The sequence below is a fragment of the Acidobacteriota bacterium genome, from assembly GCA_016716905.1.
Classification (GTDB): Bacteria; Acidobacteriota; Vicinamibacteria; order Vicinamibacterales; family SCN-69-37; genus SYFT01.
The window spans coordinates 1,696,094-1,709,937 of the sequence record JADJUS010000004.1; the positions used below are offsets into that span (position 1 = coordinate 1,696,094).

12 protein-coding genes are annotated in these 13,844 nt (G+C 65.5%); 7 read left to right on the forward strand and 5 right to left on the reverse strand.

Going from position 1 to position 13,844, the window contains the following annotated elements; all coding sequences use genetic code 11:
- Nucleotides 1–130 precede the first annotated feature (130 nt).
- Nucleotides 131–478 carry a PadR family transcriptional regulator gene (locus IPL75_11555; protein ID MBK9240873.1) on the forward strand — a complete coding sequence of 116 codons (348 nt, stop codon included), beginning with the start codon at nucleotides 131–133 and terminating at the stop codon, nucleotides 476–478.
- The gene (locus IPL75_11560) at nucleotides 471–3,194 is read left to right on the forward strand and encodes an ABC transporter permease (protein MBK9240874.1); all 2,724 of its coding nucleotides are present in this window, start codon (nucleotides 471–473) and stop codon (nucleotides 3,192–3,194) included. Before IPL75_11555 ends, IPL75_11560 begins: the two co-directional genes overlap by 8 nt.
- A gap of 225 nt (nucleotides 3,195–3,419) precedes the next feature.
- On the opposite strand, the gene IPL75_11565 is transcribed toward IPL75_11560, so the two are convergent.
- Together IPL75_11565 and IPL75_11570 are read right to left on the reverse strand one after the other, a co-directional pair.
- Nucleotides 3,420–6,089, reverse strand: a complete 2,670-nt coding sequence (locus IPL75_11565) for an ABC transporter permease (GenBank protein MBK9240875.1) — start codon at nucleotides 6,087–6,089, stop codon at nucleotides 3,420–3,422.
- Complete coding sequence (locus tag IPL75_11570; GenBank protein MBK9240876.1) at nucleotides 6,086–6,424, reverse strand: helix-turn-helix transcriptional regulator; 339 nt, start codon at nucleotides 6,422–6,424, stop codon at nucleotides 6,086–6,088. The genes IPL75_11565 and IPL75_11570 overlap by 4 nt, the downstream gene beginning before the upstream one ends.
- Nucleotides 6,425–6,863: 439 nt before the next feature.
- Between IPL75_11570 and IPL75_11575 the strand changes: the two genes are divergently transcribed.
- Nucleotides 6,864–8,150 carry an MFS transporter gene (locus tag IPL75_11575; protein MBK9240877.1) on the forward strand — a complete coding sequence of 429 codons (1,287 nt, stop codon included), beginning with the start codon at nucleotides 6,864–6,866 and terminating at the stop codon, nucleotides 8,148–8,150.
- 18 nt (nucleotides 8,151–8,168) lie between these two features.
- A complete protein-coding gene (locus IPL75_11580) occupies nucleotides 8,169–8,861 on the forward strand; it encodes a response regulator transcription factor (GenBank protein ID MBK9240878.1) in 693 nt (230 codons plus the stop codon).
- A 149-nt stretch (nucleotides 8,862–9,010) separates the two neighbouring features.
- Here IPL75_11580 and IPL75_11585 read toward each other — a convergent pair whose 3' ends face one another.
- Nucleotides 9,011–9,481: a hypothetical protein gene (locus tag IPL75_11585; protein ID MBK9240879.1), complete on the reverse strand. Its 471-nt coding sequence runs from the start codon at nucleotides 9,479–9,481 to the stop codon at nucleotides 9,011–9,013.
- Between the two features lie 40 nt (nucleotides 9,482–9,521).
- On the opposite strand from IPL75_11585, the gene IPL75_11590 reads away from it, so the two are divergent.
- Nucleotides 9,522–10,625, forward strand: coding sequence for a PAS domain-containing protein (locus IPL75_11590; GenBank protein MBK9240880.1), 1,104 nt, complete (start codon nucleotides 9,522–9,524; stop codon nucleotides 10,623–10,625).
- Nucleotides 10,626–10,632: 7 nt separating this feature from the next.
- Complete coding sequence (locus IPL75_11595) at nucleotides 10,633–11,268, forward strand: LysE family translocator (GenBank protein MBK9240881.1); 636 nt, start codon at nucleotides 10,633–10,635, stop codon at nucleotides 11,266–11,268.
- A gap of 32 nt (nucleotides 11,269–11,300) precedes the next feature.
- On the opposite strand, the gene IPL75_11600 is transcribed toward IPL75_11595, so the two are convergent.
- Nucleotides 11,301–12,305, reverse strand: a complete 1,005-nt coding sequence (locus tag IPL75_11600; GenBank protein ID MBK9240882.1) for an inorganic phosphate transporter — start codon at nucleotides 12,303–12,305, stop codon at nucleotides 11,301–11,303.
- Nucleotides 12,306–12,312: 7 nt separating this feature from the next.
- Nucleotides 12,313–12,936, reverse strand: a complete 624-nt coding sequence (locus tag IPL75_11605) for a DUF47 domain-containing protein (protein MBK9240883.1) — start codon at nucleotides 12,934–12,936, stop codon at nucleotides 12,313–12,315.
- A gap of 164 nt (nucleotides 12,937–13,100) precedes the next feature.
- Between IPL75_11605 and IPL75_11610 the strand changes: the two genes are divergently transcribed.
- Nucleotides 13,101–13,814 (forward strand): response regulator transcription factor, encoded by a 714-nt coding sequence (locus IPL75_11610; GenBank protein ID MBK9240884.1) that lies wholly within the window; start codon nucleotides 13,101–13,103, stop codon nucleotides 13,812–13,814.
- Nucleotides 13,815–13,844 lie beyond the last annotated feature (30 nt).

Consider the following 13,844-nt stretch of genomic DNA (forward strand, 5'->3'; position numbering starts at 1 on the left):
GGGCATTCCCGCCATTCGGGCATTGCAGACATTTCGCCATTTGTGACATTTCGGCCATTTCGCCATTACGCGCAGAGACCGTACCGCGCCAACCTTTCATGCGCGTCTTCCGTCTATGTCTCTGTCACCTATGGCACAGACAGATATCCTCGACCGCGAGCTGAAAAAGGGCTCGGCTGAACTCCTGATTCTTTCGCTCGTGGAGGCCCGAGCCCGGCACGGGTACGAGATCAGCAAGCTGATCGAGTCGCGCTCCCAGGGCCAGCTGAAGTTCCACATCGCGTCCCTGTATCCCCTCCTCTACCGCCTCGAAGAGCGCGGCTGGATTACCGGCACCTGGCTTGAGAAAGCCGGTGAGCGCCGCCGGCGCTTTTATCGGCTGACGCCGATCGGGCGCAAGATCCTGGTGGCTCAGCGTGCCACCTGGAAGGCCTTTGTTGAATCCGTCGCACGCATCACGGAAGGCGAACATGCCTGAAGCCACTCCGACCTGGACCGCCGATATCCGCGCGCGCCTCTTATCCCTGGCCTTGGCGCCCGAGCGCGAGGCCGAGATCGTCGAAGAGCTTTCGCTCCACCTCGACGAACGGTATCGCGAGCTTGTCAACGAGGGCCTGAGCCCGGCAGACGCCCGGATGACCGCGCTGGCAGACCTCCGGGAACCCGATTTGCTGGCGCGATACATGCGGCCCCTGCGGCAGTCGTCCTCTCCCACTCCGATGGTACCTGGAGAGCCCCGCCGGGCGTGGTTCGGCGACCTGTGGCGCGACCTTCGGTACGCCGCGCGAGTACTTCGGCGCCAGCCGGGCTTCACCACCGCCGCCATCCTCACACTCGCCCTCGGCATTGGCGCCAACACGGCGGTGTTCAGCGTGATCCAGCACGTTCTGCTGTCGCCACTGCCCTACAGCGAACCCGATCGAGTGGGTGTGATCTGGAGCAAGTGGACGGGCTACGACAAGACCTGGGTGTCAGACGCAGAAGTGCGCGACTACCAGACCCGCGCAAGTGTGTTCGAGGCCGTCGGCGCGTGGTCGGTCGGCCAGGCGAACCTGAACGGCGAGGGGGAGCCTGCGCGCGTGGGAGGTGCGGCGGTCACAGCCAACCTGTTCGACGTGCTCGGCGTGAAGCCCCTGCTGGGACGGACGTTCACGCCGGACGAAGTCACCGATGCGGGCACGGCAGCCGTCGTCCTCAGTTATTCGCTGTGGCAAAGCCGGTACGGCGGCGACCCTGCCATTCTGGGCCGAACCATCCTCATCAACGGAACAGCCACGCCGGTCGTGGGTGTGATGCCAGAGCGGTTCCGATTGCCAACTGACTACGTGCAGGATGCCGAAGAGCCCACCGTCCTCTGGACGCCGTACCTGCTGGCGAACGACAACCGCGGCAGCCACGGCCTTCACGCCGCCGCCCGCCTCAAGCCCGGCGTCACGATGGCCCAGGCGAATGCCGACCTGCTCAACATCACCACCGCGCTGAGGAAGGAAGGCCTGTACCCCGCCGGCTTCGACTTCTCCGCGTTCATTGTCAGCACCACCGATGAAGCGTTTGCCACGGTGCGGCAGCCGCTGTGGCTGGTATTCGGCGCCGTCGGGTGCCTCCTGCTCATCGCCTGCGCCAATGTCGCCAACCTCCTGCTGGTCAGGGCCGAGTCCCGAGCCCGTGAACTCGCCGTGCGAAGCGCGCTGGGAGCGGACCGGTTCCGTCTGGTGCGCCAGTTGCTGGGCGAAGGACTTTGGCTCGCCGTCGGCGCAGCAGTGATCGGTGTCGGCATCGCGTTCGCGGCGGTCAAAGTCATCGGCCTCTCGGGCCTCGCGGGTGTGCCCCGCGCCCAGGAGATCACGCTGGATGCACCGGTTCTTCTATTTTCCGTGGCACTCACCATGGTGACGCTGCTCGTGTTCAGCCTGGCGCCGGCGCTGCGCGCGGCACGGGTGGACCTGACGGATGCGCTCAAGGACGGGTCGCAAAGTGCGACGACCGGCGGCCAGCGGCTGCGGATGCGTCACGCACTGGTGGTTGGCGAAACGGCGATGGCGGTGATCCTGCTGGTCGGCGCGTTGCTCCTCACCCGAAGCATCTGGCAACTGCAGAAGATTGACCTCGGCTTCAACCCGAATGGCGTGCTCACGATGCGCCTGTCGTTGCCTGCGAGCGTGTACGACACACCGGAGAAGGTCGTCGGATTCTACGACCAGCTGCTGCGCGAGGCGCGCGCCACACCCGGTGTGTCGGAGGCGGGCCTCATGCGTGTGCTGCCGCTGGCTGCTCTCATCGGCGACTGGGGCCTGCGCGTGGATGGCTATACGCCTCAGCCCGGCGTTGGCACGCCCGGCGACTGGCAGGTGGCCTCGGACGGCGCACTTGCCGCGCTGGGCGAACGGCTCGTCGAGGGCCGCGACCTGGCACCGGGCGACACGATCGGCACCGAGCAAGTCGCGCTCGTGAACGTCGCGATGGCGCGCAAGTACTGGGAGGGCCGCAACGCGGTCGGCGGTCGATTCAAGATGGGTGGCAATCCCCACGCCCCCTGGATCACCGTCGTCGGCATCGTTGACAACGTCACGCACAACGGCATCACCACGAACATCAAACCCAAGTTCTATCGACCCGTCGGACAGTTCCACCAATCCGTCCCCGGCGGATCGCCTGCGCGCAACATGACGTTGATCGTGAGGACCGCGGGCGAGCCGATGGCCCTGGCGCGTCCGCTGCGCGATCGCATTCGTCGTATCGATCCGCTGTTGCCCGTCGCGGCCATTCGCACGATGGACGAAGTGGTGGGGACTTCGATCGCGACGCCGCGACTGACGGGACGCGTGCTGCTGCTCTTTGCCGCGCTCGCGCTGCTCCTGGCCGGCATCGGCATCTACAGCGTCTTGTCCTATGTCGTGAACCTGCGGCGCCAGGAGATCGGCATTCGGCTCGCCATCGGCGCAGCGCCCTCGCAAGTCCGCGGCCAGGTGCTGGCCAGCGGAATGCGGCTCACGCTGATCGGCGTCGCGCTCGGACTGCTGCTCGCCGCAGCGGTCACGCCGTTCCTCGCGCCCCTGCTGCACGAGGTCGGGCCCACCGACACGGTCACGTTCGCGGCGGTTGCCGGCGTGTTACTCGTCGTGGCCGCCGCCGCGTCACTCGTGCCCGCATGGCGGGCATCCCGAGTGGATCCGCTCACTGCCCTGCGGCAGTGACGTCCTACGACGGATCACAGGAGCACACGGAGATAAGGAGGCTTCTGCGGTCACGACGAATCACAGGAGGACACGGAGACAAGGAGGCTTCTGCGGTCACGACGGATCACAGGAGCGCACGGAGACAGGGAGCTTCTTTGAATCCTATGATCCGGCGTAACCCGAGGACTCCCGCCCTCCTTTTCTCCTGTAATCCGTCGTCCCTCCCCATCTCCTCAGCTCCTGTTATCCGTCGTGGCGGAGCGCGACGATCGGATCAACGCGCGCCGCCCGGAGTGCCGGGACCAGCGCGGCGAGAAGACCGGTGAAGACCAACAGCCCGCCGGCAGCAGCAAACACGACAGGGTCGTGCGGCGTGACGCCAAACAGGAACGACTGAACCAGGCCCGCGGCCGCCCATGCCCCGGCGAGACCCAGGAACAGCCCTCCGAGCATCACCACAGACGCCCGGCCGAGGACCATCGCCATCACCCGATGTGGCATGGCGCCGAGCGCCATGCGCACGCCAATCTCCTGAGTCTGCTGGGCCACTGCGTACGCCATGACGCCGTAGATGCCCGCACTCGCGATGACGAGCGCGAGTGCACCAAATGCCCCGACGAGCAGCATGTTGAATCGGCGCTGCTCCGTTTGGGCGCGCAGGGACTCTTCCAGGGACTCCTGGTGCACCGGCACCCCCGGTACCGACGCCAGCACCGCGGCTCGAATCGCGGACGCGGTGGCGCCCGATGTGTCGCGCGTGCGCGTGAGCACGCTCGCACCAATCGACGGCTCTTGCGCCAGGGCAAAATACACACCGGGACTGATGGGTTCTTCCGGGCCCACCAGGTGAACGTTACCCACCACGCCAATGACCACGCGTTCGACTTTGTCGATCGCAATCCGCTGTCCTACCGGGTCAGCGCCGGCAAAGTATCGAGCGGCCGCTTCCTCATTCACCACCGCCACAGCAGGCGCTCCGGCACCATCGCGCCCGTCGATCACACGCCCCCGGCGGAGCGGTTGCCGCACAACGTCGAAGTATCCTGGTGAGACTTCCTGAATCTGTACCTGATCCTCTTCGCGCGTAAACTCACGGCCCCCGACGACGGCCAACAAGTTCGTTTTATAACTCCCCGACAGTGGAGAACCACCCGCCACTGCCGCCGCGGCCTCAACGCCGGGAAGCGCCTGCACGCGGGCCATGACGTCGGCGAGCGCCGTAGTCGAGCGTGCGCGCGCGTCCGCCAAACCGGCGTCGTCGAGTTGGGTGATGCGGGGATTCACGTTGGTCGACAACACATCACGGTGATCAATGCCGAGATCGACGGTCACGAGCCGGATGAAACTTGAGACAAAGAGTCCCGCACCGACGACAAGCATGACCGCGAGCGCCACCTCGGCCACCACGAGGGCCGAGCGCACGCGGTGTTTCATCCGGCCTCCGGTGGCTGACCGTCCACCATCCCGAAGCGATGCCTGCAGGTTTGGTCGCGACAATTGCAGCGCGGGAATCACCCCACAAAGAAGGCCCGTCACGACCGCCGCCATCGCGGCCACGAGAAGGACGCGTAAATCCAGACCAACAGTCGCGAGCCGGGGCAGGTCGTCCGGTATCGAGGCGCGCAGCACGCTCACGCCCCACAGCGCGATGAGCAGTGCCACCGCGAGTCCGGCGATCGACAACACCAGACTCTCCACCAACAAACTTCGAGCGATGCGCCACCGGCTGGCCCCAAGGGCGGCACGCACCGACATCTCCCTCGATCGATTCGCGGCTCTGACCAGCATCAGGTTGGCCACGTTGGCGCAGGCGATCAGGAGAACGCAGCCCACGGCACCCAGGAGCAACACCATCCAGTTCCGCGTGCGTCCGACCGTGGCCTCATGCAGTGGCGCTGCGGCCCAGGTCCTGTCCTCAAACCAGTCTGGATACTTCGCTTCGAGGGCAGACGTGATTCTCTCCATCTCACCCCGTACCTGCTCCATCGTCGTGCCGTCTTTAAGGCGCCCCACCACGCGCAAGCTGTATGTACGCCCCGTCTGGTTTCGGTTTCGAATGCGCTCCCTGGCGGTTGGCGCGTAGGGCGCGACGATGTCGGTGGGTTTGAGGGCGCCGACGGGATACGCGAAGTGTGCGGGCAGCACGCCGACGATTTGCCACACACCGCTGTCGAACGTCATGGTCTTGCCGACGATGCCGGGATCGGCATCAAAGCGGCGCCGCCAGAGGCTGTCGCTGATCAGGAGGACCCGATCGCGCCCCTCTGTTTCGTTGTCTGCCGTGAAGGCCTGCCCTCGTTGCGGTCGCACCCGCAAGACGTCGAACAGACTGGCCGTGGCACGAATCGCCGTCAGATCCTCGGGTTCGCCGCTGTCTCGCACCGTAAAGCCCCGCCCGCCCACGCTCGCGGCGATCGACTCGAACACCGTCAGCATATCCAGCCAGTCGCGGTAGTTCTGTGACGCCGCGGAGCCCACAAACCAGGCCGGCACCGGGCGGTTCCTGTCTTTCTCGCCGACCGCGACCAACCGATCGGCACGTTCAAACGGCAGGTCGCGCAGCAGAACCGCGTCAACCACCGAGAAGATCGCGGTGCCGGCACCGATGCCAAGTGCCAGGACAAACACCGCCACCGCCGTGAAGCCCGGGGCGGCGCGGAGTGCGCGGACCGACATTCGAACGTCCTGCCAGATCCCATCACCCAGATGTCCCCGGCCACGAGTGGGATGCGACGCGCGAGCTTCTTTGCGCAGGGCGATAACCAACGTCAGCGCGGCAGCCACCGACCACAGGGCGCCCGATGGCCGGCCAGTGGCACGCCGACGGGCTCGCTCCTCAAGGAGATCCCCCTCGAGCGATTCGCGCCACTCGGCGGGGGCAAGGCGGTTCAGCACCCAGCGCGCGGCCCTCATCGGACGCTCCGCGCGGGCTTGGCGTCGCGCATCCGCGCCAGGGCCGACTCGGCAGCCGCCAGCGCACGGCGGCCTGCGGAGGTGATGCGGAAACACCGCTTGGCCTTCCCGCCCCGCTCAGCCGTAGGCTCGCCCATCCACGAGGTGACGTACCCCTTGCGGTCCAGCCGGTCGAGCGTCACATATACGCTGCTCCGTCCCAGGGCGATCCCGGTGCGCGCCTCAATTTCGTCGCGAATCGACACGGCGTACGCGTCGGTCGGCTGATTCATGACCGCCAGCAGCACCAGCTGTTCCAACTCGCCCAGGAGTCCCTTTTCTGAGAATGACGACATATTGGACATTATGACGTAGACGGCGACGCCAGGTTAGCCGATCGCGATCAGATCACGACCGGATCACAGGAGACACGGAGGATCCGAGGACTCGGAGAAGACGGCCGTCGGGCCTGGCGGCCGCCTTCGGCGGCCGGATGAGCGGGCAGACTCTCACGGACGAGCGAACGTGGCTGAGCCCCTCCCGTTCGTTCGTCCGTGAGAGTCTGCTCGCCCATCACGCCCGGCGTAGCCGGGCCTCCAGACCCGACGGCAGGACTCCCTTTGGTCTTTGCCCTTCGCCTGTTGCCTTTGCCTTTGCCTTTGCCTTTGCCTTTGCCTTTGCCTTTGCCTTTGCCTTTGCCTTTGCCTTTGCCTTTGCCTTTGCCTTTGAAAGTATCCTCGGCGTCTCTGCGTCTCCTGTGATCCTTCGTGACGCGGCTGTTAGAATTGGGACGTCTTGTCCAATGCAGTCGCCACGCCCGGCAACGGGGCGCCGGAACCGCCTCGCAGTTGGGCTGGGCGCGTCGCGGGCGCACTCGCCCACCGCGACTTCCGGCTTGTCTGGTTCGCGGCGCTCGGGTCCACCATCGGCACCTGGATGCAGAAGTTCGCCCAGAGCCTGTTGGTGCTGGACCTCACGGGATCGAACTTCTACCTTGGGCTCGATGACTTCCTGTCGCAGCTCCCGATCCTGCTCTTCATCCTGATCGGCGGCGTGGTGGCCGATCGGTATGACCGGCGCCGCTTGCTGACCGGGTCGCAACTGATACAGGCCTTTTCGGCGTTCGCACTGGCGGCTCTGGTCTTCTGGAACCAGATCACCATCTGGCATGTGCTGACGCTCTCGTTCATTTCCGGGCTCGGCCAGGCCTTCGGTGGTCCGGCCTACCAGTCGTTGCTGCCCTCGCTCGTGCCGCGACGCGACCTGCCGAACGCCATTGCGCTCAACTCGACGCAGTTCAACCTGTCGCGGATCCTCGGCCCCATGGGTGGAACCGCGGTCCTGCTCTCACTGGGAACGGCCGCCTGCTTCCTTCTCAACGGCCTGTCGTTCTTCCTGGTGGTGGTCGCGTTGATGCTGATCAAGGTCCCCCTGCCGGTGCCGCACGAGGGACCGCGCCGGCGCATCATGACCGACCTCCGGCACGGGCTGTCCTATGTTCGCAGCCAGCGTCTCATCATGACGCTCATCGCGCTTGTGGTGGTCAGCATGTTCCTGGCCATGCCGATCGTGACCTTTCTGCCCACCGTGGCGCGCACGGTGCTCGCACCCACTGGTGGCTCCGCTGAGACGCAACTGTTTTTCCTCATGGCCTGCCAGGGTTTTGGGGCAGTCACTGGAGCGTTGCTCATCGGCACGGCAGGCGGGCGATTTCAGCATATGGGCCGCATGCTGCTCATCGTCCAGTTCCTGATGGGCCTCGTCATTGTGGCGTTCGGCTTCTCCACTACGCCCGCCATCAGCTACATCCTGATCTTCCTGGGCGGCATCGCGTTCATGGCGCTGTTCTCGATGAGCTTTTCCATCGTCCAGCTCGTCGTCCCCGATGAACTGCGCGGCCGTGTGGTCAGCATCTACATGGTCGCGCTTCGCGGCGGCGGTCCGCTCGGGGCGCTGGTTTCGGGCTATTTCGCCGACATCTACTCCGCTCCAACCGTCATGATCGTCAATGGCGCGCTCCTCTCGCTCATCACCCTGGGCGTGGTGCTCTCCGGCAAGGCGTCGAGCCTGAAAACGATTTAGGACGCTACAATGACGCCCGTGGCCCGGATCCTTGTCGTTGAAGATAGCCAGGACATTGCGGACCTCATCGCGCACTACCTGCAGGGCGCGGGCTACACCACGACCATGGCAGCCAACGGGAGCGAGGGGTTGAAGCTCGCTCGCGCGACAACGCCAGACGCGATCATTCTGGACCTGATGCTGCCGGGCATGGACGGGCTCCACATCTGCCAGGCGCTGCGAGGCGAACCGGCCACCGCAGCCATTCCCATCATCATGCTGACGGCGCGTGGTGAAGAATCCGATCGCGTCCGTGGTCTGGAGTTTGGCGCAGACGACTACGTCACCAAGCCGTTCAGTCCCAAGGAACTGGTGGCGCGGGTGGGCGCGCTCCTCCGCCGCATTCAGCGGCCGGTGGCAGCCGGCAAAGTGTTGGCCTACGGCCCCCTGACGATCGACATCGACAAACACGTCGTCCGCGTACAGGGCGAGGAACTGCGCCTGACGGCCAAGGAGTTTATGCTCCTGCGCTACCTCATCGAACACCGCGGTCGCGTCCTTTCGCGCGACCTGCTCCTGACCGACGTGTGGAGTTACCAATACACAGGCGGCACGCGTACGGTGGATGTGCACATCCGGCGACTGCGAGAGAAGGTGCCGTTCCTCGGCAACGCCATCAGCACCATCAAACAGTTCGGGTACAAACTCGAAGACCCCGCGCCCGCATCGTGACGTTTCGCACACGGACGTTTGCCGCCATCCTCGTCGCCAGCTCGCTGGCGCTCGCGGCCTCGACCGCGCTTGTGACCACCTCCCTGCGCCGCGCGATGCTGGCCGATATCGAGGCGTCCCTCGTGAAACAGGTCAGGCTTGCGGCCGAGTTACTGTCTGACCGCGGCAGTCTGTCCAGTCCCGACGACGAAGCCGCGGTGATCGCACGGCTCATCGGCTCGCGTGTGACGTTCATGCGCGCCGATGGCGTGGTCATTGGGGATTCGGACGTCGCAGCCAACGATCTGGACAAGGTGGACAACCACCTGGCGCGCGAAGAAGTGCAGGAGGCCCTCGCGGATGGCGTCGGCGCGGCGGTGCGCCAGAGCCGCACCACCGGCGAAGACACCATGTATGCGGCCGCCGCCGTCCGTCAGGGCGCTGTGGCTTTCGTCCGGGTCGGCTTGCCGCTGACCTCGGTTCGCGAGCAGCTCGCGGAAACCCGCCGGCATGCCTGGGTGGGCCTTGGCGCGGGATTTCTGGCTGCACTCATTCTCACCTGGGCCACCTCGGCGTGGCTCAGCCGCCGGGTCAAGGCCATCGGCGGCGCTCGCCGCGCGGTACCGCCAGGGCGACTTCACGAGACCAGCCACGGACCTGGGACGCGACGAAATCGGTACCGTGGCACGGGTGCTCGACGAAACCGCGCGCGACCTGGGCGCCCGGTTGACCGATGTGGCTCGCGAACGGGCCCACATGGACGCCGTCCTGCAAGGCATGGCCGAGGGCGCAGTCCTCGTGGACCGTGGTGGCCGGCTCGTCATCAGCAACACGGCGATTCGCGAGATGCTCCGCCTGCCAGACGACCCCGAGGGCCGCCACTTCATCGAAGTGGTGCGCCATCCCGAAGTGGCCGGCCAACTCTCTGCCGCGCTCACCGGCGCGCGCCCCACGCCGGCCGAGGTTCAGCTTGACCACGGATCAAGGCGCGCCTTTGTGGCTCGAGCTGTGCCGGTGGAGGCCGACCGCGGCGGTGGCGCGGTGCTCGTGCTGCACGACGTCACGGAGTTGCGTCAGGCCGATCAAGTGCGGCGCGACTTCGTGGCGAATGTGTCTCATGAGTTGCGCACGCCTCTCACCGCCATTCGCGGCTACGTGGAGGCGTTGCTCGACTCTCCACTGGACCGCGATCAGACGCAGAAGTTCCTCGCCATCATTGCCCGTCACGCCGCACGTATGGAGCGGCTCGTGACCGACCTGCTCCGGTTGGCCCGGCTCGATGCGAGACAAGAGACGCTCGACCAGACGTTGTGCCAGACAAGTCCCCTCCTCGCCGCAGTGGTCGCCGAGATGGACAGCGCGATTGAAGCGCGCGATCTGCGCGTCACCACGCGTGTCAGTGCCGATGCCGACGCCGTGTTTGGTGACCCGGCCAAACTGCACGACGTCTTTCGCAACCTGCTTGAGAATGCGATCAACTACAGCCCTCAGGGTGGCGAGATCGAGGTGGCCGCCACACGCGAGGGCGAATCGGTCGACGTGTCGGTGAGCGACTCGGGGCCCGGCATTCCTGCCGGCGAACTGCATCGCATCTTTGAACGCTTCTATCGGGTGGACCGCTCCCGCACGCGCGACCCTGGCGGCACCGGATTGGGCCTGTCGATCGTCAGGCATCTGGTGGAACTTCACGGCGGTCGCGTGTGGGCACTCAACCGCGAGGGCGGCGGCGCTGTCGTGCACGTTCGCCTGCCTGACCGACCGCCCTCCTCCACGCCAACTGGCTGAGGCGGACGTGGATCCCCTGTTTGTTGCGTACCTCTCGCTGACGGCGGCGCTGGTCGTCACGCCGGGCGCCACCACCGCCGTCGTGGTGCGCAACACGCTGGCCTCCGGATGGCGTGGCGGACTGGCTGCCGCACTGGGAGCCGCCGCCGGCAACGCGGCCCATGCCACGGCCGCCGGCCTGGGGCTGGCCGTCGTCATCGCACGGAACCCGGCACTGCTCCTGGCCATTCAACTGGCCGGCGGGCTCTACTTGGCGTGGCTCGGGTTCGCCAGTGCGGGGCGACTCATCCGCGGAGAGGCCTTGCCCATCTCAGGCGAGATCCTCGATGCTCACGCCACCACTGAGCATCATCACGCCGTGCGAGAGGGCGTCACGGTCAATCTCCTCAACCCTGCCATCGCGACGTTTTACCTCGCGGTGGTCCCGTCGTTCCTGCCGGCCGGCGCACCGCGCGGCTACTACGTGCAACTTGCAGCGGCGCATGTGGGCATGGCGTTTGTGTGCCACAGCCTCTGGGCGTTTGGATTGGATCGACTCCGCCACCTGCTCGTGAGACCATCCGCGCGCCGGGCCCTCGAAGGCCTCACCGCCGCCGCGCTGCTACTCCTCGCCGCGCGCGTACTCGCCTCATCGAACTGGTAGGCCCGTGGACCCTGGACCCTGGACCCTGGACTCTAGAGTTCCGGCCCGAAGTAGTGAAGGACGTAGAAACTGATCGCCCCGATGAAGGCCGACGCTGGGATCGTGAGGATCCACGCCCAGACGATTTGCCGCGCCACGCCCCACCGCACGGCCGACAGGCGGCGTGTCGCGCCAACGCCGATGATGGCGCCCGTGATGGTGTGCGTCGTGCTGATGCCCACTCCCAGCGCCGTGGCCGTGTAGATCGCCACGGCCGCGCCCGTCTCCGCCGCGAACCCGCCGACGGGCTGCAACTTGGTGATCTTGGACCCCATCGTCTTGATGATGCGCCACCCCCCGGTCAGCGTGCCGAGGCCAATGGCGCCGTGTGCGGCCATCACCACCCAGAACGGCACCACAAACGTCGTGAGGTATCCCCCGGTAACCAGCGCGCCGGTAATGATGCCCATCGTCTTCTGCGCGTCATTGGCGCCGTGCATGAGACTGAACGCCGCCGCCGACGTCAGCTGCAAGCGTCGAAACCAGCGGTCCACACGTGTAGGTGTTGTGTTGCGGCACGTCCAGAAAATGGCCGTCATCAACATCAGGCCGACCGCCAACCCAATCAGCGGCGCCACCACAATGAAGATCAGCGTCTTGGTCCAGCCCGACACGATGATGGCCGAGAACCCCGCCTTGGCGACCGCGGCTCCGGCGTATCCCCCGAACAGCGCATGCGAAGAACTGGTGGGCAGTCCCCAATACCAGGTGATCAGGTTCCAGACGATTGCCCCCGTCAGGCCCGCCAGGATCACACCGTAGGTGACGATATTGAGGTCCACCATGCCCTGGCCGACCGTCTTCGCCACCGCCGTGCCAAAGAAGAAGGCCGCGATGAAATTAAAAAACGCCGCCCACACCACCGCCTGGCCCGGTGACAACACGCGTGTGGAGACCACCGTGGCGATGGAGTTCGCCGCGTCGTGAAAACCGTTGATGTAGTCGAAAATCAGCGCAACGACCACCACCACGACGATCGTTACGAGTGCCGCATCCATGACGGCCCTACCCGTGTTTCACGACGATGCTCTCGATGACGTTGGCCACGTCTTCGCAGCAGTCGGTGATCTGCTCGAGCACATCCAGCAAGTCCTTGGACTTGATGAGGCTGATGGGATCCGTTTCGGTCTCGAACAACTTCTGGATCGCCACCTGATAGGCGCGGTCCGCCTCATTTTCGAGCCTGTTGATCTCGACGGTGTGTGGCTGGATCGGCGCCTTGGTGGAGAGCGCCTCCATGGCGGCGTGCAGCCGTTCGGCCGACTGGGTCACGATGTGCGCCAGTTCGCGCGCCCCCTTGGGGATGATTTTGATGTGGTAGTTGCGCACCAGTGACGCCGAGTGGTCGATGGCGTCCATCACGTTGTCGAGCGACGTCGCCATGGCATAGAGATCTTCGCGATCGAATGGCGTGATGAACGTGCGGTGCAGACGCTGGATGGTGTCGTGCGTCAGGGTGTCGCAGCGATGTTCGGCGTCCCTGATGACATCAACCTTGGCGTCGTCGGGCGGGTCGGCCTCGAGCATCTGTTTCAGATGCCCGGCGGCGGCCTTAATCTCGGCCGTCGTCGCCATATACAGCGTAAAGAACTGCTCTTCCCTGGGAATCAGACTGAAACGAAAGCCCACAAGCCCCCCGGACTGCCGAATCCGCGGGACGCGCGGCGTTCAGGCAACGGCATTGTAACAGCGATGTAACGGCCGGCCGATGGGCACAAGACCGTAACGCCGAATTAACCGCCTTGACACGTCAGGGAAATCGCATCTCCCTATCCTCAATCCCAGAGATGTTGATGCCAGCCCCTGCGCCGACCCGGATTCTCGTGGTGGACGACGAAAGTGATATCGCCGGCCTCATCAAACACACGCTTGAGCGGTCGGGCGACGTGGAGGTCACAATCGTGGGTACTGGCGATGCCGCCCTGAAATCGGTATTCGACAGCCCTCCGGACCTGATGATTCTCGACCTCAACCTGCCGGTGCTGAGCGGGTCGGAAGTCTGCCGGTTGCTGCGCGCCAAGCCGGCCACCGCCCAGTTGCCCATCATCATGCTGACGGCTCGCACGGGAGAATCCGACCGTGTGTCGGGTCTGGATTTGGGTGCCGACGACTACATCACCAAGCCCTTCAGTGTGCGCGAACTGGCCGCGCGGGTGCGCGCCGTTCTGCGGCGCAAACAAGGCGGCGCCGAGCCGCCGCCACAGGTGTACCAGATGGGAAGATTGTTTGCGGACTTTGACGCGGTGATGGTGAGTGTCGACGGCGATCCCGTGCGGCTGACCCGGCGTGAATTTGAACTGTTGAAATGCCTGGTGGAGAACCGCAACCGGGTGCTGTCGCGCGACCGCCTCCTGGAGCGCGTCTGGGGCTACGACCACTACGTGGAAACGCGGTCGGTTGACGTGCATGTGGGGCGGCTTCGCTCCAAACTCCGCACCGTCGGGCGCCAGATCGAGACCGTCGTGGGTCTCGGCTACCGATTCGTCGAAGAGACCCCGGGGAATTAACGGCGCCGTAACGCAGCCGTCGTGCCTGCA

Coding starts and splice junctions, on each gene's coding strand:
- IPL75_11600 (MBK9240882.1), bottom strand. CDS start 12,305: ATGGATGCGGCACTCGTAACGATCGTCGTGGTGGTGGTCGTTGCGCTG.
- IPL75_11565 (MBK9240875.1), bottom strand. CDS start 6,089: ATGAGGGCCGCGCGCTGGGTGCTGAACCGCCTTGCCCCCGCCGAGTGG.
- IPL75_11570 (MBK9240876.1), bottom strand. CDS start 6,424: ATGTCGTCATTCTCAGAAAAGGGACTCCTGGGCGAGTTGGAACAGCTG.
- IPL75_11555 (MBK9240873.1), top strand. CDS start 131: ATGGCACAGACAGATATCCTCGACCGCGAGCTGAAAAAGGGCTCGGCT.
- IPL75_11610 (MBK9240884.1), top strand. CDS start 13,101: ATGCCAGCCCCTGCGCCGACCCGGATTCTCGTGGTGGACGACGAAAGT.
- IPL75_11560 (MBK9240874.1), top strand. CDS start 471: ATGCCTGAAGCCACTCCGACCTGGACCGCCGATATCCGCGCGCGCCTC.